This is a genomic window from Variovorax sp. HW608, from assembly GCF_900090195.1.
Lineage (GTDB): Bacteria > Pseudomonadota > Gammaproteobacteria > Burkholderiales > Burkholderiaceae_C > Variovorax.
On record NZ_LT607803.1, the window covers coordinates 5,337,321 to 5,355,894 of the forward strand.

At 68.8% G+C, this 18,574-nt stretch carries 16 protein-coding genes and 1 pseudogene; 10 read left to right on the top strand and 7 right to left on the bottom strand.

Going from position 1 to position 18,574, the window contains the following annotated elements; translation table 11 throughout:
- Nucleotides 1–123 precede the first annotated feature (123 nt).
- From VAR608DRAFT_RS37240 to VAR608DRAFT_RS25330, 3 genes are all read right to left on the bottom strand, one after another.
- On the bottom strand, nucleotides 124–270 hold the full coding sequence (locus VAR608DRAFT_RS37240) for a hypothetical protein (protein ID WP_157731116.1): 147 nt from the start codon (nucleotides 268–270) through the stop codon (nucleotides 124–126).
- Nucleotides 271–292: 22 nt separating this feature from the next.
- Nucleotides 293–2,164 (bottom strand): ABC transporter ATP-binding protein, encoded by a 1,872-nt coding sequence (locus VAR608DRAFT_RS25325; protein WP_088956579.1) that lies wholly within the window; start codon nucleotides 2,162–2,164, stop codon nucleotides 293–295.
- Between the two features lie 88 nt (nucleotides 2,165–2,252).
- Nucleotides 2,253–3,140 carry a LysR family transcriptional regulator gene (locus VAR608DRAFT_RS25330; RefSeq protein ID WP_088956580.1) on the bottom strand — a complete coding sequence of 296 codons (888 nt, stop codon included), beginning with the start codon at nucleotides 3,138–3,140 and terminating at the stop codon, nucleotides 2,253–2,255.
- 90 nt (nucleotides 3,141–3,230) lie between these two features.
- Between VAR608DRAFT_RS25330 and VAR608DRAFT_RS25335 the strand changes: the two are divergent.
- From VAR608DRAFT_RS25335 to VAR608DRAFT_RS25345, 3 genes and pseudogenes are all read left to right on the top strand, one after another.
- Nucleotides 3,231–4,053 (top strand): annotated as a pseudogene (locus tag VAR608DRAFT_RS25335) (DODA-type extradiol aromatic ring-opening family dioxygenase).
- Between the two features lie 25 nt (nucleotides 4,054–4,078).
- The gene (locus VAR608DRAFT_RS25340; RefSeq protein WP_088956581.1) at nucleotides 4,079–4,969 is read left to right on the top strand and encodes an alpha/beta fold hydrolase; all 891 of its coding nucleotides are present in this window, start codon (nucleotides 4,079–4,081) and stop codon (nucleotides 4,967–4,969) included.
- 175 nt (nucleotides 4,970–5,144) lie between these two features.
- A complete protein-coding gene (locus tag VAR608DRAFT_RS25345; protein WP_231972957.1) occupies nucleotides 5,145–5,576 on the top strand; it encodes a GNAT family acetyltransferase in 432 nt (143 codons plus the stop codon).
- A gap of 30 nt (nucleotides 5,577–5,606) precedes the next feature.
- Here VAR608DRAFT_RS25345 and VAR608DRAFT_RS25350 read toward each other — a convergent pair whose 3' ends face one another.
- Both VAR608DRAFT_RS25350 and VAR608DRAFT_RS25355 read right to left on the bottom strand, forming a co-directional pair.
- Nucleotides 5,607–6,608, bottom strand: a complete 1,002-nt coding sequence (locus VAR608DRAFT_RS25350) for a Bug family tripartite tricarboxylate transporter substrate binding protein (protein WP_231973602.1) — start codon at nucleotides 6,606–6,608, stop codon at nucleotides 5,607–5,609.
- A gap of 5 nt (nucleotides 6,609–6,613) precedes the next feature.
- Nucleotides 6,614–7,609, bottom strand: coding sequence for a Bug family tripartite tricarboxylate transporter substrate binding protein (locus tag VAR608DRAFT_RS25355; RefSeq protein ID WP_088956584.1), 996 nt, complete (start codon nucleotides 7,607–7,609; stop codon nucleotides 6,614–6,616).
- A 162-nt stretch (nucleotides 7,610–7,771) separates the two neighbouring features.
- Between VAR608DRAFT_RS25355 and VAR608DRAFT_RS25360 the strand changes: the two genes are divergently transcribed.
- From VAR608DRAFT_RS25360 to VAR608DRAFT_RS25385, 6 genes are all read left to right on the top strand, one after another.
- Nucleotides 7,772–9,229, top strand: a complete 1,458-nt coding sequence (locus tag VAR608DRAFT_RS25360; RefSeq protein WP_088956585.1) for an FAD-dependent oxidoreductase — start codon at nucleotides 7,772–7,774, stop codon at nucleotides 9,227–9,229.
- A 72-nt stretch (nucleotides 9,230–9,301) separates the two neighbouring features.
- On the top strand, nucleotides 9,302–10,144 hold the full coding sequence (locus VAR608DRAFT_RS25365) for an IclR family transcriptional regulator (RefSeq protein WP_088956586.1): 843 nt from the start codon (nucleotides 9,302–9,304) through the stop codon (nucleotides 10,142–10,144).
- 42 nt (nucleotides 10,145–10,186) lie between these two features.
- Complete coding sequence (locus tag VAR608DRAFT_RS25370) at nucleotides 10,187–11,482, top strand: aconitase X (protein ID WP_088956587.1); 1,296 nt, start codon at nucleotides 10,187–10,189, stop codon at nucleotides 11,480–11,482.
- A 61-nt stretch (nucleotides 11,483–11,543) separates the two neighbouring features.
- On the top strand, nucleotides 11,544–11,999 hold the full coding sequence (locus VAR608DRAFT_RS25375) for an aconitase X swivel domain-containing protein (RefSeq protein WP_088956588.1): 456 nt from the start codon (nucleotides 11,544–11,546) through the stop codon (nucleotides 11,997–11,999).
- Nucleotides 12,000–12,055: 56 nt separating this feature from the next.
- Nucleotides 12,056–13,768, top strand: coding sequence for a dihydroxy-acid dehydratase (gene ilvD / locus VAR608DRAFT_RS25380; protein ID WP_088958968.1), 1,713 nt, complete (start codon nucleotides 12,056–12,058; stop codon nucleotides 13,766–13,768).
- A 12-nt stretch (nucleotides 13,769–13,780) separates the two neighbouring features.
- Nucleotides 13,781–14,752, top strand: coding sequence for a Bug family tripartite tricarboxylate transporter substrate binding protein (locus VAR608DRAFT_RS25385; protein WP_088956589.1), 972 nt, complete (start codon nucleotides 13,781–13,783; stop codon nucleotides 14,750–14,752).
- Between the two features lie 7 nt (nucleotides 14,753–14,759).
- Here VAR608DRAFT_RS25385 and VAR608DRAFT_RS25390 read toward each other — a convergent pair whose 3' ends face one another.
- Both VAR608DRAFT_RS25390 and VAR608DRAFT_RS25395 read right to left on the bottom strand, forming a co-directional pair.
- On the bottom strand, nucleotides 14,760–16,172 hold the full coding sequence (locus tag VAR608DRAFT_RS25390) for an amino acid permease (protein WP_088956590.1): 1,413 nt from the start codon (nucleotides 16,170–16,172) through the stop codon (nucleotides 14,760–14,762).
- Between the two features lie 247 nt (nucleotides 16,173–16,419).
- Nucleotides 16,420–17,373 carry an aldo/keto reductase gene (locus VAR608DRAFT_RS25395; protein ID WP_088956591.1) on the bottom strand — a complete coding sequence of 318 codons (954 nt, stop codon included), beginning with the start codon at nucleotides 17,371–17,373 and terminating at the stop codon, nucleotides 16,420–16,422.
- 158 nt (nucleotides 17,374–17,531) lie between these two features.
- Here VAR608DRAFT_RS25395 and VAR608DRAFT_RS25400 point away from each other — a divergent pair, with 158 nt between their 5' ends.
- Entirely contained in the window at nucleotides 17,532–18,521 is a 990-nt protein-coding gene (locus VAR608DRAFT_RS25400) for an IS1595 family transposase (protein ID WP_088956592.1), read from the top strand.
- Nucleotides 18,522–18,574 lie beyond the last annotated feature (53 nt).

Here is an 18,574-nt window from a genome sequence, read left to right on the forward strand (position 1 = left end):
CAGCGGAGGCCGCGCAGCAGGCCCCTTCGCAGGCACCCGCGGAACCGGCTCTGCCGGGCCGCCGGGTGCGCCCCTTGAGGGAGGAGGCGGCCACACGAAGTGAGCAAGCAACGGGGGTGGGCCTCATCTCAGGCCGAAGAACGACAGGATGGCGACCACGACCACGACCAGACCGACGATGTAGATGATGGAATTCACGGTTGAAACTCCTCTATGGAAGACGATTTCAGAATGCCCATCGCGCCTCCCGCCGGTGTCGGCGGGCTGCACCGCCCACTGTAGGACTCGCGGGTCAGGCTGTCGACGCTTCCGCTTCTTCCGCGTCCTCGTCCTCGCTGCCGTCGCCGAGGAAGCCGCCGCTCTGGTGCGCCCAGAGCCGCGCGTAGAGACCGCCCTTCGCGAGCAGGGTCTTGTGGTCGCCTTCCTCGACCACGCGGCCTTCGTCGAGCACCACCAGCCGGTCCATCGCCGCGATGGTCGACAGGCGGTGCGCGATCGCGACCACCGTCTTGCCTTCCATCAGGCGGTAGAGGCTGGCCTGGATCGCGGCCTCGACCTCGGAGTCCAGCGCGCTGGTGGCTTCGTCGAGCAGCAGGATCGGCGCGTCCTTGAGCATCACCCGCGCGATCGCGATGCGCTGGCGCTGGCCGCCCGACAGCTTGACGCCGCGTTCGCCCACGTGGGCCTCGTAGCCCTTGCGGCCGGCCGGATCGCCCAGCGTCTGGATGAAGGCATGCGCCTCGGCTCGGTCGGCCGCGGTCCGGATGGCGGCGCCGGTGGCGTCGGGCCTGCCGTAGCTGATGTTGTCGGCCACCGAGCGGTGCATCAGCGAGGTGTCCTGCGTCACCATGCCGATGTGGGCGCGCAGGCTGTCCTGCGTGACGTGCGCGATGTCCTGACCATCGACGAGGATGCGGCCGCTGTCGAGGTCGTGGAAGCGCAGCAGCAGGTTGACCAGCGTCGACTTGCCCGCGCCCGAGCGGCCGACCAGGCCGATCTTCTCGCCCGGCGCGACGGTGAGCGTGAGGTCGTCGATCACGCGCCGGCCCGCATCGCCGTAGCGGAAGCTCACATGCTCGAAGCGGACCTCGCCGCGCGGCACGTCGAGCGTGGCGGCGTCCGGCGCGTCGACCACCGTGCGCGGGCGCGAGAGCGTCTTCATGCCGTCCTGCACCGTGCCGATGTTCTCGAACAGGCTGGTCATCTCCCACATGATCCAGTGCGACATGCCCTGCAGGCGCAGCGCCATCGCGGTTGCCGCAGCCACCGCGCCGACGCCGATCGCGCCCTGCGACCAGAGCCACAGCCCCATGCCCGCCATGCCGGCGGTCAGGCCCATGCTGAGGGTGTGGTTGGTGATCTCGAAGGCGCTCACGAGCCGCATCTGGCCGTAGCCGGTGTGCATGAATTCCTGCATGGCGGCGCGCGCGAAGCCGGCCTCGCGGTGCGCGTGCGAGAACAGCTTGACCGTCGCGATGTTGGTGTAGGCGTCGGTCACGCGCCCGGTCATCGACGCGCGGGCATCGGCCTGCGCCTTGCCGATGTGGCCCAGGCGCGGCACGAAGAAGACCAGCTGTGCGATGTAGAGCGCGAGCCAGAGGACGAAGGGCAGCATCAGCTGGCGGTCGAGCACCGCGGCGAGCACGATCATCGTCGCGACGTAGACGCACATCGCCACCAGCACGTCGGCCAGCACGAAGATGGTGTCGCGCACCGCGAGGGCGGTCTGCATGACCTTGGCCGTGATGCGGCCCGCGAACTCGTCCTGGTAGAAGGCCATGCTCTGGCCGAGCATCAGGCGGTGGAAGTTCCAGCGCAGCCGCATCGGCAGGTTGATCGCGAGCGTCTGGTGCTTGACGATGGTCTGCAGCGCGACGACCGCGATGCTCGCGACCAGCGCGAAGCCGAGCCATGCCAGCGTGGTGCCGCGCTCTTCCCACAAGCGCGCGGGCGCCTGTCCGCCGAGCCAGTCGACGATGCGGCCGAGGATCGCGAACAGCAGCGCCTCGAAGGCCGACATCGCCGCCGTCAGCAGCGCCATCGCGGCGATCGCGCCACGCAGCCCCTCTGTGCACGACCAGACGAAGGCGAGGAAGCCGTGCGGCGGCAGCCCGGGTTCGGCACGCGGGTAGGCGTCGAGGCGTTTTTCGAAGAAGCGGAACAAGGCGAACGGTCTCCGGTGAGGGGCCGACTGTACCGGCGCCCGCGGCCCTGTGCGCGCCAAATGGCTATGCACGCGAGGGGAATGCGTGCTAGGCCCCGCCCAGGCGCGCGCCGAGGAAATCGATGAAGCTGCGCAGCTTGGGCGCCATGTATTGCCGGCTCGTGTACACCGCGAACAGGGTCACCGGCGGCGCCGCGTAGTCCGCCACCAGCCGCACCAGCCGGCCCGCGGCGAGGTCCTCGTCGATCAGCCATTCGGGCAGGAACGAGATGCCGATGCCCGCGTGCACCGCGTGCAGCGTCAGGTTGGTGTCGTCGGACTTCATGACCGGCTGCAGCCGAAGCGGCGCCTGGCGGCCGCCGGGACCTTTGAGTGCGAAGCCTTCGAGGTTGACATAGCTGGGCACGATGGCATCGAGCTTCGCGAGATCGGCCGGCGAAGCCGGCAGACCGCCGCGCGCGATGCACGCAGGCGTGGCCACCAGATGGAACTGCAGCTTGCACAGCGGGCGCGCGATCAACGCCGGCGACGGCTCCTGCGTCGCGCGCAGCGCGAGGTCGTAGCCGTCGGCCGCCAGATCGACCTTGCGGTTCTCCAGGTGCATGTCGACCACGACTTCGGGGCATTGCTCGCGGTAGCCGGCCAGCACGCGCGCGAATCGCGGCGTGGCGCACCACACCGGCGCGCTGACCTTGAGCTGGCCGCGTGGCGTGGCGCTGGTGTGGCCGATGGCGGCTTCGGCCGCGTCGAGCAGGTCGAGCGCGCGGCCGCTCTGTTCGTACCACGCCTGCCCGGCCTCGGTGAGGCTCAGATGGCGGCTCGAGCGGTGAAGAAGCCGCGCGCCGAGCGACCTTTCGAGCTGCGCCACATGCTTGCTCGCCATCGGCGCCGAGATCCCGAGGCGATCGGCCGCGGCGACGAAGCTGCCGGATTCGACCACTTCGCGGAACACGCGCAGGCTGGTGAGGCGGTCCATCCCGGTTTCCTCTGGAGAAATGAATCGATGAATCCTAGCCTATCGATTTCTTCCCTGGAAATCCATAGACTCGCTCTCAAGGAGCGATCCATGAGCCAATCCACCAGCAACACCCCACGTCTTCCCACCTATTTCATCTCGCACGGCGGCGGCCCCTGGCCGTGGATGAAGAAGGAAATGGGCCACGCCTACGACAAGCTCGAAGCCTCGCTGGCCGACATGCCGCGCCAGGTCGGCCGCCGGCCCGACGCGATCCTGATGGTCTCCGCGCACTGGGAGGAGTCGGCCTTCACCGTCCAGGGCAATCCGCGCCCGCCGATGATCTACGACTACGGCGGGGTTTCCGGCGCACACCTACGAGATTCACTACGACGCCCCGGGTTCGCCCGAACTCGCGCGCCGCGTGCAGTCGCTGATCGAAGCGGCCGGGCTGCCCGTGCGCATCGATCCCGCGCGCGGCTTCGACCACGGCATGTTCTCGCCGATGGCTGCGATCTATCCGAAGGCCGAAGTCCCGGTGGTGCAACTGTCGCTGCGGCGCGGGCTCGATCCGGCCGAGCACATCGCGCTGGGCCGTGCGATCGCGCCGCTGCGCGACGAGAACGTGCTGATCGTCGGCAGCGGCCTGAGCTACCACAACCTGCGCGCCTTCGGGCCGCAGGCGCGCGATGTGTCGAAGGCGTTCGACGACTGGCTGAACGCCGCGGTGGTCGGCGCTACAGCCGGGCAGCGCAACGAACAGTTGCTGCAATGGTCGGCCGCGCCGGCCGCGCGCATCGCTCATCCGCGCGAGGAGCACCTGATCCCGCTGATGGTCGCCGTCGGCGCGGCCGAAGGCGAGGCGGGCGAGCGCGTCTACCACGAGGACGCCTTCATGGGCGGCATCGCGGTGTCGAGCTTCAGGTTCGGATAGCCCGCCGGCGCGTCACAATGCGCCGGTGCCTTATTTCTCGACCTACGAACCCCGCGCGGAGGCGGAAGCCGTCCGCCTGATCGAGCGCGTCGACGCGCTCGCCACCCACCACGATGTCGAACACGGCGGTGTCCGCGTGCGATGGCGCCGCTTCGGCAACGACACGTCGAATCCGCCGCTGGTGCTGCTGCACGGCGGCCATGGCAGCTGGATGCACTGGCTGCGCAACATCGGGGCGCTGTCGGCAGGCCGCAGCCTGTGGCTGCCGGACATGCCGGGCTTCAACGATTCCGATGCGATGCCTGAACCGGCGCCGGGGCAGCCGATGCTCGATGCCTTTCTCGACACGCTGGGCGCGACGCTCGACAGCCTCGTCGGGGTGGAAACCGGGATCGACCTCGGCGGCTTCTCCTTCGGCGGCCTGATCGCGTCCAGGCTCGGCGCGCGGCGCGGCCGCATCCGCCGGATGGTCCTGATGGGCAGCGGCGGCCACGGCACCTTGCGCCGCATGAAGGCGGACATGATCAACTGGCGTGCCGCCGCCGACCGCGACGAGGAACGTGCCGCACTGCTGCACAACCTCGCCGCGCTGATGCTGCACGAGAAGTCGTCCATCGACGCGCTGGCCTTCGCGATCCACGACATCTCGTGCCACGGCACGCGCTTTCGCAGCAAGGAGATTTCGCAGTCCGGCGGCCTGCAGTCCGCACTCGACACCATCGGCGGGCCGCAGCTGCTCGTCTGGGGCGAGTACGACGTCACGGCCGATCCGCGGCCGCTGGTGGGCGAGCTCGTCCGGGACCACCCGCTGCGCGAAGGCACGGTGATCGACGGGGCGGGGCACTGGGTGCAGTTCGAGCGCGCGGATGAAGTCAACGCGCGGGTGCTGCGCTTCCTCGCGGAGGCGCGCGCATGAGCCGCCCGGCCGTTCCGAAGGCGAATCCCGAAGCGCTGCTGCGCGAGGTTAGTCCAGTGAGCCGCCCGGCCGTTCCGAAGGCGAATCCCGAAGCGCTGCTGCGCGAGGGTAGTCCAGTGAGCCGCCCGGCCGCCCGTAGGCGAATCCCGAAGCGCCGCTGCGCGAGGGTAGTCCAGTGACCACGGTGATCGCCACCTATTCCGATGGGGTCCACCGCGCCGGTGTCGTCGCGCTGTGGCGCAAGACCTTCGACTATGGAACGCCGCACAACGACGCGGACTACTCGCTCGACCTGAAGCTCAAGGCCGATGACGGCCTGCTGTTCGTCGCGCTCGAAGGCGGCGCGGTGATCGGCACCACGATGGCGGGTTTCGACGGCCATCGCGGCTGGATCTACTCCGTGGCGGTCGATCCGTCCCATCGCCGCCGCGGCATCGGCGCCGCGCTGGTGCGGCACGCCGAGCGGGCGCTTTCGGCGCTCGGCTGCCCGAAGATCAATCTCCAGATCGTCAGCAGCAACGAGCAGGTGGTCGGCTTCTACGAAGCGCTGGGCTTTTGCGTGGAGCCGCGCATCAGCATGGGCAAGCGGCTCCCCGGGCGCGGCTGAGGCGAGGCCGGCCGGGCCGGTCCGTCGCTACTACTGCGCCTGCCTGGCCAGGCCCAGCTTGCGGATGATGTCGCCCCATTCGTCGTAGGTCGATCGCGTAAGCGCGGCCAGCGCCTGCGGGCTCGACGACTCCGCCTCATAGGCGCCCTGGCGGAAGAAGTCGCGCGTGGCCGGCATGGCCAGCACCTCCGCCAGCGCCGCGTTGAGCCGCGCGACCACCGCTTCGGGCATGCGCGGCGGTCCGTAGAAGCCGAGCCAGCTCGCCATGTCCACGCCCTTCACGCCCTGTTCGGCCATCGTCGGCACGTCGGGCAGCATCGGGCTGCGTTTCGGCGCGGCGACCGCCAGCATGCGGACCTTGCCGGTGGCAGTGTTCTGGATGGCATTGGGCGCCGCGTCGAAGTAGTACTGCACGCGGCCCGCGAGGAAGTCCTTGGCGGCATCGCTGCCGCCCTTGTAGGGCACATGCACCACGTCGAGCCCCGCCTGGCGCGCGAAGGCCTCGCCGTAGATGTGCGACGAAGTCCCGGTGCCGAAGGAGGCGTAGCTCATCTTGCCCGGATTGGCCTTGACGTAGGCGATCAGTTCCTGCACCGTCTTCGCGGGCACGCTCGCATGCACCGTCAGCACCAGCGGACCGCGCGCGCCGAGGGAGATCGGGGTCAGGTCCTTGAACGGGTCGTAGCGCACCTGCGCCAGCGTCTGCGGGTTCTGCGCCACCACGGAAGAGGGCGCATACATGAAGGTGTAGCCGTCGGGCGCGGAGCGGATGACTTCCTCGGTCGCGAGGATGAAGCTCGCGCCCGGCCGGTTCTCGACGATCACCGGCGTCTGCAGCACCTCGGCCAGCTTGTTGGCGACGAAGCGCGCCTGCGCGTCGGAGGCACCGCCCGCGGCGAGCCCGAGCACGATGCGGATCGTGCGGCCCTTCTCGGGAAAGGGCGCGGCGGCGGATGCGGCCAGCGGCAGCGCGCCGCCCGCGCACAGCGCAAGCCAGGTGGAGAAACGGCGGCGGTTCGGATTCGGCTGCATGGTGCTCATTGCTTGGTCAATCCGACTTGCTGGACCATGGTGCCCCAGCGCTCGTAGGTGGAGCGCGTGATGCTGGCGAATTCCTCCGATGTGGTGGCGCCGGCCTCGTAGCCGCCGCTGCGGTAGAACTCCTGCACCTGCGGCATCGCCAGGACCTTCGCGAGCGCCGCATTCAGCGTGGCGACCACCGGCGCCGGCATGCGCGCCGGTCCGTAGAAGCCGAGCCAGCTCGGCAGGTCGAGTCCGGCGAATCCCTCCTCGGCGAAGGTCGGCACCTCGGGCATTGCGGCGATGCGTGCGCTGGCGGCCACCGCGAGGATCTTCACCTTGCCCGTGGCCGAGGCGATGACCGCCGACGAGGCCGAGTCGAACATGTACTGCACGCGCCCGCCGATCAGGTCCCGGGCGGCGTCGGAACCGCCCTTGTACGGAACGTGCACCGCGTCGATGCCGGTCTTCTTCACGAAGGCCTCGCCGTAGATGTGCGAGGAGGTGCCGGTGCCGAACGAGGCGTAGCTCACCTTGCCGGGATGGGCCTTCACGTAGGCGACCAGTTCCTTCACGCTGGCGGCGGGCACCGTGGTGCTGATCGACAGGACCAGCGGCCCGCGCCCGCCCATCGAGATCGCGGTGAAGTCCTTGAACGGGTCGTAGGGCACCTGCGCGAAGGTGTGCGGGTTCTGCGCCATCGTGGAGGAGGGCGCGTAGAGCAGCGTGTAGCCGTCGGGCTGGGCGCGCGCGACCTCGCTGGCGGCCAGCATGGTGCTCGCACCCGGCTTGTTGTCGACGATCACGGCGGTGTTCAGCACTTCGCCGAGCTTCTGCGCCACGATGCGCGCCTGCGCGTCGGTGCCGCCGCCGGCGGTGAAGCCGACGACGATGCGGATCGGTTTGCCCGCAACCGGAAAGGCCTGCGCACTCGCAGCCGCCGGCATCAGGCCGAGCAGGGCCGCGGCGCCGAGCGCGGTGCCGAAGGCGCGCCGGACAGCGTCGAACTTCATGATGAATGTCTCTGTGTTATTCACGGATACCAATCATCATGTCCATAAAACTGATAATAGTTCAGGGAATACCCTGAGAACAAGGGATAATAAATTCGAAAAATGGAAAGCGAAATCAAAATATCATCCGATCCATCGAATCAGACATCTCCGAACGAACGCATGAAAACTGTCGTCCGCACCGATGAGCGCATCCTGTCCTCGGACATCTTCGAACGCGACAGCCGCGCCAGGCGGCCCGACCACGGCCATTGGGCCGAGCCCGGCAAGGAGATCCCCATCTATCACCGCTGCGGCGTGCTGGTGGTGGGCGGCGGTCCGTCGGGCACCGCCGCCGCCGCGGCAGCCGCCCAGGCGGGCGCCGACGTCGCACTGCTCGAGCGCTACAACCACCTGGGCGGCCTGTCCACCGGCGGCCTCGTTATCTGGATCGACCGCATGACCGACTGGGAGGGCCGGCTGGTCATCCGCGGCTTTGCCGAGGAGCTGTTCGACCGCCTGCCGGCCGACGCCATCGCCGGCCCCGCGCGCGGCGACTGGGGTTCGCAGGACGTGGCCAAGGCCGCCCACTGGTCGCAGCGCACCGCCGCCTACCACGGCATCGTCACCTGGTCGCCGACCATCGACCCCGAGCGCCTCAAGCTCTTGTCGCAGGAGATCGTGCTGGAGCGCGACGTGAAGCTCATCTACCACTCGTGGGCGGCGATTCCGATCGTGCAGGACGGCGCCGTGAAGGGCGTGGTGTTCGAGAGCAAGGAAGGGCGCATGGCGATCATGGCCGACGTGGTGGTCGATGCCACCGGCGACGGCGACCTGTTCGCGCGCGCCGGCGCCGCCTACGTGAACGACATCGAGGAAGCCGACGTGCACCACTGCATGAACACCTCGTGGCTGTTCGGCGGCGTCGACATGAACCGCTGGATCGAATTCAAGGCCGGCCAGCCCGAAGCCTTCTCCGCCTTCATGGCGCGCGGCCGCGAGCAGTGCGGCCTGTTCGAGCGGCCCTTCGTCTCGTGGCGCAACGACGTGGCGCTGTTCATGGGGCCGCGCCAGTCGGGCTATTCGGCGCTCGACGTGGACGATCTCACGGCGGTGGAAGTCCGCTCGCACCGCGCGATGGTGCAGCACCTCGATTACTTCCGCGCCCATGCGCCGGGTTTCGAGAATGCCTTCCTGATGCTGAGCGCGCCGCAGATCGGCGTGCGCCATGCGCGCCGGCTCAGCGGCGTGGGCGCCGTGCTGCGCAGCCAGTGGCCCGACGGCGTGGCGCTGGCGGACGAGATCGGCGTGTCGCCCGCGGTGTCGCCGAAGTTCCCGAACATCTCCATTCCCTATGGCGCGCTGGTGCCGCAGCAACTCGACGGCCTGCTGGCCTGCGGACGCCACATCTCGTGCGACCGCAACTCGCACGGGTTCATGCGCGAGATCCCGCAGTGCTGGATCACCGGGCAGGCCGCGGGCGTGGCGGCGGCGCTGGCCTCGCGCGGCGGCATCGCGCCGCGCTTCGTCGATGTCGGCGCGCTGCAGTCCGAACTGCTGCGCCAGGGCGTCTACCTGCGTCCCGGCGCGGGTCAGGGCCATGCCGCATCAGTGATGGCGACGGCCGAGGCGGGCCTCTGAGGGCGCCCCATGCCACCGTCGGACCTCACTGTGCGAGCCTCTACATTGGAGCCACTTCCCAAGGGTTCCACCATGGCCACTGACAAGAACGACCTCTCCATTTCCGCCGCCGAGACGGCCGATGCGCGCGGCGAACGCTCCGACACCGTGAGCGCACTGGAGCGCGGCATCTCGGTGCTGCGCTGCTTCAGCGAAGAGCAGCCGGTGCTCGGCCATGCCGACGTCGCGCGCATGACCGGCATCCCGCGCCCGACGGTGAACCGGCTGGTCGCCACGCTGCTCGCCATGGGCATGCTCAAGCCGGCGCCGGCGGCCGACCGCTTCATGCTCGGCCCGGGCGTGGTGTCGCTGGCGCGGGTGTTCCTCGGCAGCCTCGATGTGCGCGCGGTCGCGCGTCCCAGCATGCAGGCGATGGCGGAGGAGATGGGCGCATCGGTCTACCTCGCGGTGCGCGACGGCATGGAGATGGTGCTGATCGAGGCCTGCCGGCCGCGCTCGTCGATGCTGTCGGCGCGGCTCGACGTCGGTTCGCGCGCGCCGCTGGCCAACTCGGCGCTCGGCCGCGCCTACCTGTCGGCCTTGCCGGAGGCGCAGCGCAACCAGCTCGTCGATTCGATGCGCCTGCTGCGCGGGCCCGAGTGGGGCGGCATCGAGCCCGCGATGAACCGCGCCATCGGCGAATCGAAGCGGCTGGGCTTTTGCCTCTCGCTCGGCGAGTTCCACCGCGAAATCAACTCGGTGTCGGTGCCGCTGATCGGCCCGGACGGCGAGGTCATGGCGCTCAACGGCGGCGGCGCGGCGTTCGTCTTCACCGAAGAGCGGCTGCGCAACGAACTCGCACCCCGGCTGCACGACATCGCGCTGACCATCGCGCGCGACATCGGCGGCCACGTACCCACACCCTCGTCGGGCTAGCAGTCGGGGATTCCCCCGATCACGAAGAACGGAGACACAGGCATGCACCTGAGCGATGAAGAAAAAGCCATGCGCGACGGCCGCGACGGACCGGCCGTGCAGAAGGCGATGGACCTGCTGATACGTTACGGCGAGGCCCTGGACGCCGAGCGGCTGGTCGAGACGCGCAACGTCTGCGCTTCGATCACATCGACCACGCCGTTCCAGCGCGACTTCGCCCTGGCCCGCGGCGGCGGCATGGATGCGGTGTTCTCCGAGTTCAGCCTCGACAGCCAGGAGACGGTCGAGATCCCGAAGTTCAAGGTGTTCACGAGCCACCTGCAATTGGGCTTCGACCCCGGCCAGCCCGAACGCATGGGCGTGAGCGAGGAGATCGTGCGCTTCTACGACAAGAGCGAGCGGCACGCTGCGAGCCTGGGCGCGCAGATCATGAACACCTGCACGCCCTACCAGGTGGGCAACATCCCGACGCGCGGCGAGCACTGCGCGTGGATGGAGTCGTCGGCGGTCGTGTACTGCAATTCGGTGCTCGGCGCGCGCACCAACACCGAGGGCCGCGAGAGCACCGGCGCCGCGATGCTCACCGGCCGCATCCCGTACTGGGGCTACCACCTGGACGAGAACCGCCGCGCCACGCATGTGGTCGAGCTCGACATCGAGGTCGAGTCGGTGCAGGACTGGGGCCTGCTCGGCTACTACATCGGCGACCAGGTGCAGGAGCGCGTGCCCGTGGTGCACAGCCGGCGCGGCATTGCGCGCGTGCCGAACCTGCCGCGCCTCAAGCACTTCGGCGCCGCCGCGTCATCTTCGGGCGGCGTGGAGATGTACCACATCGTCGGCGTCACGCCCGAGGCGCTCACGCTCGAGCAGGCGCTCGGCGGACGCGCGCCCGCCCGGGTGCTGCGCTATGGCGAGGCCGAGCGCCGCGCCACCTACGAGAAGATCAACAGCACCGGCAGGGAGGCCGAGGTGCAGTACGTGATGCTCGGCTGCCCGCACTACACGATCGAGCAGATCTGGGAAGCGGCCCAGCTCCTCGAAGGGCGCAAGGTGCATCCGGACTGCGAGCTGTGGATCTTCACGCCGCGCGCCATCAAGTCGCTGGCCGACCGCAACGGCTACACGAAGATCATCGAAGACGCGGGCGGCATCCTGATGACCGACAGCTGTTCCGCCATGAGCCGCGCGGTGCCCAGGGGCACGAAGACCGTCGCGCTCGATTCGGCCAAGCAGGCCCACTACCTGCCCGCCATCCTCGGCGTGCAGGCCTGGTTCGGCAGCACCGCCGAATGCATCGATGCGGCCTGCACCGGCCGCTGGAAAGGATTCCAGGCATGAGCCCCCGCCCGGCCGCTCCGAAGGGGGCTCGCACCGCAGTGCGAAGCACGGAGGTTATCTAATGAGCGCAACAGTCATTGCAGAAGAAACCATCGTCATCCGCGGCCGCAGGGTCGTGGGCGGCGTGTCGGAGGGTGAGGCCCTGGTCACGCGCGACCGCATCTCGGGCTGGGGCGGCATCGATCCGCGCACCGGCACCGTCATCGAAACTCGGCATGCGCTGCGCGGCCAGAGCTTCGCGGGCAAGGTGCTGGTCTTCCCGGGCGCCAAGGGCTCGTCCGGCTGGTCGGCCATGTTCCACATGACGCGGCTCATGAACACTGCGCCCGCGGCGTTCCTGTTCAACGAGATGACGACCAAGATGGCGCTCGGCGCGGTGGTCACGCACGCGCCTGCGATGACCGACTTCGATCGCGATCCGCTCGCCTGCATCGAGACCGGCGACTGGGTGCGCGTGGACGCCGATCGCGGCGTGGTAGAGATCTTCAAGAAATCACGACCAGGAGACACAGCATGAGCCGCCCGGCCGCTCCGAAGGCGAATACCGAAGCGCTGCTGCGCGAAGGTACTCCAATGCCCCGGCCCCTGCGCAGCAACTTTCCGCGCGGCTCCTACCTCTGGTCGGTGCGCAATGCGCACTGGCGCGCGCTCGGCATTCCCGAGGAGGATTGCGAGAAGCCCAAGATCGCGATCGTCAACAGCTCCTCGGAACTCGCGGCCTGCTTCAGCCACCTCGACACGGTCGCCGCCGAAGTGAAGGCCGCGATCCGCGCAGCCGGCGGCGTGCCCTTCGAGATCCGCACCGCCGCGCCCAGCGACTTCATCACCGGCGCGGGTGCGCGCGGCGCCTACATGCTGGCGGCGCGCGACCTCGTCACCAACGACATCGAGGTCGCGGTCGAAGGCGCGCAGCTCGACGGCATGGTCTGCCTCACCTCGTGCGACAAGACCGTGCCGGGCCAGCTCATGGCGGCGGCGCGGCTCGATATTCCGACCCTGCTCGTGCCCTGCGGCTACCAGCCCAGCGGCGAATACCGGGGCCACCACGTGGACATCGAGGAGGTGTTCATCGGCGCGATGCATGCGGTCGCCGGCAAGCTGCCGGTGGAAGAGCTCGTGGGCATGAGCCGCGAGGCGATCCGCGGGCCCGGCGTGTGCTCGGGCCTCGGTACGGCCAACTCGATGCACATCGTCTGCGAGGCGCTCGGCATGGCCTTGCCCGGCAGCGCACCGGTGGCGGCGCTGAGCCCGAAGATGATGGCCGACGCACGCGCCGCGGGCACGCGCATCGTGCAGATGGTGTGGGACGACCTGAAGCCGCGCGACATCCTGACGCCGGGCGCTTTCGCGAACGCGGTGCGCGCGGTGCTCGCGGTCGGCGGATCGCTCAACACCGCCAAGCATCTGCAGGCCGTCGCGACCGAAGGGCAGACCGGCGTCGATGTCTACGGCCTGTTCGAAAAGCTCGGCCCGACCACGCCCGTGCTGTCCGGCGTGCGGCCCGTGGGCACGAATTCGATCGAGGACTTCGAGGCCGCCGGCGGCTGCCGCGCGTTGCTGAAGCAGCTCGAACCCTTGCTCGACACCGGCGCGCGCAGCGTCACCGGCCGCACGCTCGCGGATGAACTGCGAGACACCGAAGTCGCGAATGCCGAAGTGATCCGCCCCATCGACCGCCCGGTGGCGCCGCTGCCCGCGATCGTGCTGCTGCGCGGCAATATCGCGCCCGAGTCCGGCCTCATCAAGACCGGCATCGCGAAGCGCAAGGTGCGGCGCTTCACCGGACCCGCGGTGTGCTTCTGGACCGCCGATGCCGCCATCGCGGCGCTCAAGCAGGGCGACATCGTGCCCGGGCAGGTGATGGTGATGCGCGGCGCCGGTGCCTGCGGCGGACCGGCCATGGGGGGCGGGGCGTCGCGCGTGGTGTTCGCGCTCGACGGCGCGGGCCTCGGCGACGAGGTGGCGCTGCTCACCGACGGCCATCTCTCGGGCCTGGTCTGCAAGGGGCTCGTGGTCGCCGAAGTGTCGCCCGAAGCCGCGCTCGGCGGGCCGCTCGGCCTGCTGCGCGATGGCGACGTCATCACCATCGACCTCGACGCGCGCCGTCTCGACGTTGCGTTGACCGACGCCGAAATCCAGGCTCGCCGCGACGACTGGCAGCCCCCGCCGCGGCTGCATGACACCGGCTGGCTGCAGCAGTACCGGCGCAACGTCGGACCGCTCTCGCAGGGCGCGGTGCTGGTGCGCACCGAGGGCGCCAAGGCATCGGGCCAGGACCGCTTCTAGAAGGACGAGACCATGCGACGCAGAACCCTGACCGCCGCGGCCCTGTGGGGCGCGGCCGCATTGACGAGCCTGCCCTTCGGGGCGAATGCCGATGAGGCGTACCCCCAGAGGCCGATCCGCCTCATCGTGGGCTTCGCGCCCGGCGGCGGCGCCGATGCGCTCACGCGCATCATCGCGGACGGCCTGTCCAAGCAGCTCGGCCAGCAGGTGATCGTGGACAACCGGCCCGGCGCCGACGGCGTGATCGCGGCGCAGGCCACCTCGTCTGCGAAGCCCGATGGCTACACGCTGCTGATGGGCACCAACACGGCCATGGTCGCGGCACCCACGCTGCGGCCGACGCCGCCCTACGACCCGTTCAAGGCCTTCACGCCGATCAGCTCGGCCGGCCAGTTCTCGATGTTCCTCGTGGTGCCGTCGAGCCTGCCGGCGAAGAGCGTGAACGAGCTGCTCGCGCTGGTCGCGGCCAAGCCGGGTGGCTACAACTCGGCGTCGAGCAACAGCGCTTCCGAGCTCGCGATGCTGCAACTGCTGGGCGATCGCAAGGTGGTCAATGCGCGCTACAAGGGCGACATGCAGGCCATGACCGATCTGCTCGGCGGCCAGGTGCAGATGATGTTCACCACCGGCACGCTCGCGCCGGCCTACGTGAAGGACGGGCGCATCCGCGCGCTGGTCACGCTGCTGCCCGAGCGCAGCGACCTGCTGCCCGATGTGCCGACCGGCGGCGAGCTCGGCCTGGGCAAGCTCACGATCACGCCGTGGGCCGGCTTCTTCGGACCGCCGGGGCTGCCGCAGGCCCTCACCGACAGGCTGTCGCGCGAGCTGCAGAACACGCTGCAGCGGCCCGAGGTGCGCAAGCAGCTCGCTCAGCAGGGCTTCGAGGGCTACGGCATGAGCCCCGAGAAGTTCCGGGACTTCTTCCGCCTGCAGTACGACGCCTTCGGCGCGACCGTGCGGGAGCACAACGTGAAGTTCGAGTAGCGGCCGGTCAGTTGCGCATCGGCGAAGCGGCCGGGTCGACGGCTCGTTGCGCCTGCTGCGGCCGATAGCGCAGCCAGTAGATCGCCAGCAGCGCGAGCAGGAAGGGCACGCCCACGATCAGCGTCAGCCTGAACATCGGCGTGAAGTAGGTCGTGACCAGGACCGCCAGCATCAACGCCGCCCCGAGCAGCGTGAGCCACGGGAAGCCCCACATTCGGAAGCTGAGGGGTGCGTTGCCCTGCGCGACCCATGCCCGGCGGAAGAAGGCGTGCGTCATGAAGATCATGAACCAGGTGAACATGGCCCCGAACATCGAGATGGCCATCATGAGCCCGAAGGATTCCTGGGGCGCGATCACGCTGACCAGCGTGGCGACCGCGATGCCGGCGCACGAGAGCGCGAGCGCATCCACCGGCACGCCGCTGGCGCTCACGCGCCCGAAGCGCTCGGCCGCATGGCCGGCACGCGAGAGGCTGAACATCATCCGCGTGGAGATGTAGAGCAGGCTGTTCATCGCCGACAGCGCCGCCACCAGCACCACGAAGTTGATCACCGCCGCCGCGCCGGGGATGCCGATGATCTCCATCACCTTCACGAACGGGCTCTTGTCGGCGCTGGCCGCGTTCCACGGCACGATGGCCAGCATCAGGAAGATCGACGCGAGGTAGAACACCACCAGCCGCACGATGGTCGCGCGGAAGGCGCGCGTGACCGCGCGCTCCGGGTCCTGCGCCTCGCCGGCGGCGACCGCGATCATCTCGATGCTCAGATAGCTGAAGATCGCCACCACCACCGCCACCCAGGTGCCCCACGCACCCTTCGGGAAGAAGCCGCCGCGCGCGGTGTAGTTGTCGAGTCCGACGCCGGCGGGGCGCGAGCCGAACACCACGTACGCGCCGATCAGGATGAAGCCGACGATGGCCGCGATCTTGATCGTCGAGAACCAGTACTCCACGAAGCCGAAGGACTTCACGCTCATCACATTGACCGCGACCAGCGCGGCGGAGAACAGCAGCACCCAGATCCATTGCGGCGCGGATGGAAACCAGTAGGCCATGTACACGCCGACCGCGGTGACCTCGGTGCCCACGCCGAGCACCATGCAGGCCCAGTACGCGTAGCGCACGAGAAAGCCGGCCCACGGGCCGATGTAGTGCTCGGCATAGGCGCCGAAGGAGCCCGAGGTGGGATGCGCCACCGTCATTTCGGCGAGGCAGCCCATCAGCAGCAGCGCGATGAGTCCGCCGATGGCATAGCTGATCAGGACGCTCGGGCCCGCGATGCCGATCGCGAAGCCGCTGCCGAGGAACAGGCCGGTGCCGATGGCCCCGCCGATTGCGATCATGGCCATCTGGCCGGCGGTGAGCGATTTGTGAAGGCCTTTTTCCCGGTTCGCAATCGTCTCGAAATGGCTGCTCATTGATGTGTCTCCCTGCGGTGCCAAAGATGTGCGCGACTGGGCGACGAATGTATTCGCAATGGTCTTTGAAATGATGATGAAATACCCTACGTACGTGATTAACGGAAAGTATTTGCCGTCAAATGATTGATTAGAGAAATGGATATCCAAATCGGTCTTCGTTTGACGCCGTCGCGCAAAAACCTTCGCGCGCGAGGCAGCGCCCTCGCGGCTTGCGCGGGTCTCCGAGGGGTGTCTGGGGTGGCGCCTAGACCGTCAGCGACGCGGCGTTGCGCCGCCAGAACGCCGCATCCGGAATCGTCCCCGCGCCAGCCGCCGCGTTCTCCGCCATGTGCTCGGCGCGGCCCGTGCCGGGGATGGTGCAGGTCACGGCCGGGTGGCTCAGCACGAACTTGATGAGCACCTGGGCCCAGCTCGTGCAGTCGATCTCGGCGGCCCAGTCGGGCAGTGGCTTGCCGCGCAGGCGGCGCAGCAGGCCGCCGCCGCCGAAGGGCATGTTGACGATCACCGCCACGCCGCGTTCGGCGGCCAGCGGCAGCACGCGCCTTTCTGCGTCGCGTGCGTCGAGCGAGTAGTTGATCTGCAGGAAGTCGAGCTTCTGCGCGCGCAGCACCGATTCGACTTCGCCGTACGCCGAGGCGGTGTAGTGCGTGATGCCGAGGTAGCGCACGCGGCCCTGGTCCTTCCAGCCGCGCAAGGTCGCGAGTTGCGTGCGCCAGTCGACGAGGTTGTGCACCTGCATCAGGTCCATGCGCTGGGTGCGCAGCCGGGTGAAGGACTGCTCCATCTGCGCGATGCCGGCTTCGCGCCCTGAAGTCCAGACCTTGGTCGCGAGGAATGCCTTCGCGTGCTGGTTCGACGCGGCCAGCAGTTCGCCGGTGGTTTCCTCGGAGCGGCCGTACATCGGCGAGCTGTCGACGACCGAGCCGCCGGCTGCGAACAGCGCGTCGAGCACGCCGGGCAGCCGCTGGTATTCGGGCGTGCCCGGGCGCTGGTCGAAGCCGAGCCAGGTGCCGCAGCCGACCACCGGCAAGGCTTCCTGCGTCGAGGGGATGGGGCGAGTGTTCATGCGGGGCCTGCCTGGCGGCTGTTGCTGCTGCGCGAGCGTGGGGGACGTCGGGATCGCGGCGCCGGCACACAGCGCCATGCCCAGCCGCAGCAGCCGGGCGCGGGTGAGGAGGAGGGCGCCTGCATCGGTCATCGGGCGCAGTATCCGGAGCAGACTGCGCGCTTGCGCAGGCTTGCCGCGGTTCCCAGGATGGCTGCTCGGGATTGCAAGAAAATTCTCTTCCCGATTGCAGAAATACTGTATAAAAATAAGGGGTATCCAGTTAGCTCCACTCGGCGCACAATGACTGGATGGATGTCCATATCGTAGTACCGGAAGCCGGGAAGGACTACCCCCGAAACTGGAACGAGTTTCTCGACTGGTTTGGCTCCGAGGAGGCATGTCTGGCCTACCTGGAGCGGCTGCGCTGGGGCGCTGGATTCGTCTGCCCGCGCTGCGGCAGCACGGCCGAGCCGTACCGTGCCAGCCGCACCCGTCTGATGTGCCGGGACTGCAAATACCAGGGCAGCGTGACCGCCGGCACCATCTTCGAGAAGACGCGAACGCCGCTGCGCGTGTGGCTGGCTGCGGCCTGGTACCTGACCAACCAGAAGCAAGGCGTCAGCGCCCTGGGCCTGCAGCGCGTGCTCGGCCTGGGCAGCTACGAAACCGCCTGGGCCATGCTGCACCGGTTTCGCCGCGCGATGGTGCGCCCGGGTCGTGACCGCCTGCACGGCGTGGTGGAGGTGGATGAAACCTATCTGGCGCTGACGGACCGCGAAGCGCCCGCCTCACCGCAGGGGCGCAAGAGCAATACCTCGAAGATTCTGGTCGCGGTGGCCGTCGAGTTGCTGGAGCCCAAGGGGTTCGGCCGGATTCGCCTGCGCCGCATCCCCAGGGATTCCGCCGCCCATGTCATCCCGTTCGTGCAGGACTCCGTCGAGCCGGGCACCCAGGTGTGCACAGACGGCTCCGCGGCCTATCGCTCGCTGAAGGAGTTGGGCTACGAGCACCAGCGCACGGTCATGCTGGGCTCGGACGCGCCCGCCCATGTGTCCATGGCCGGCGTGCACCGGGTGGCGGCGCTGGTCAAGCGCTGGATTCTGGGCACCCACCACGGCTCGGTGCAGCCCGAGCACCTGGACGCCTATCTGGATGAGTTCGTCTTCCGCTTCAACCGCCGCACATCGAGCTCGCGCGGCATGCTGTTCTACCGGCTCCTGCAGCAGTCCGTGGTCACCGCTCCGGTGACCTACGAGGACGTGGTCCAGGCAGGTGCGGCCGGGCGCCAAAAGGACTAGTATTGCTGGATGGACATCCAGTTATTTCAGTCAGTGGAGCTAAGCGGATACGC

Bases quoted from the DNA above. Each gene is read 5' to 3' on its own strand.
- VAR608DRAFT_RS25330 (WP_088956580.1), bottom strand. From the start codon at position 3,140: ATGGACCGCCTCACCAGCCTGCGCGTGTTCCGCGAAGTGGTCGAATCC.
- VAR608DRAFT_RS25350 (WP_231973602.1), bottom strand. From the start codon at position 6,608: ATGCAGCCGAATCCGAACCGCCGCCGTTTCTCCACCTGGCTTGCGCTG.
- VAR608DRAFT_RS25355 (WP_088956584.1), bottom strand. From the start codon at position 7,609: ATGAAGTTCGACGCTGTCCGGCGCGCCTTCGGCACCGCGCTCGGCGCC.
- VAR608DRAFT_RS25360 (WP_088956585.1), top strand. From the start codon at position 7,772: ATGAAAACTGTCGTCCGCACCGATGAGCGCATCCTGTCCTCGGACATC.
- VAR608DRAFT_RS25365 (WP_088956586.1), top strand. From the start codon at position 9,302: ATGGCCACTGACAAGAACGACCTCTCCATTTCCGCCGCCGAGACGGCC.
- VAR608DRAFT_RS25370 (WP_088956587.1), top strand. From the start codon at position 10,187: ATGCACCTGAGCGATGAAGAAAAAGCCATGCGCGACGGCCGCGACGGA.
- VAR608DRAFT_RS25375 (WP_088956588.1), top strand. From the start codon at position 11,544: ATGAGCGCAACAGTCATTGCAGAAGAAACCATCGTCATCCGCGGCCGC.
- ilvD (WP_088958968.1), top strand. From the start codon at position 12,056: ATGCCCCGGCCCCTGCGCAGCAACTTTCCGCGCGGCTCCTACCTCTGG.
- VAR608DRAFT_RS25385 (WP_088956589.1), top strand. From the start codon at position 13,781: ATGCGACGCAGAACCCTGACCGCCGCGGCCCTGTGGGGCGCGGCCGCA.
- VAR608DRAFT_RS25390 (WP_088956590.1), bottom strand. From the start codon at position 16,172: ATGAGCAGCCATTTCGAGACGATTGCGAACCGGGAAAAAGGCCTTCAC.
- VAR608DRAFT_RS25395 (WP_088956591.1), bottom strand. From the start codon at position 17,373: ATGACCGATGCAGGCGCCCTCCTCCTCACCCGCGCCCGGCTGCTGCGG.
- VAR608DRAFT_RS25400 (WP_088956592.1), top strand. From the start codon at position 17,532: ATGGATGTCCATATCGTAGTACCGGAAGCCGGGAAGGACTACCCCCGA.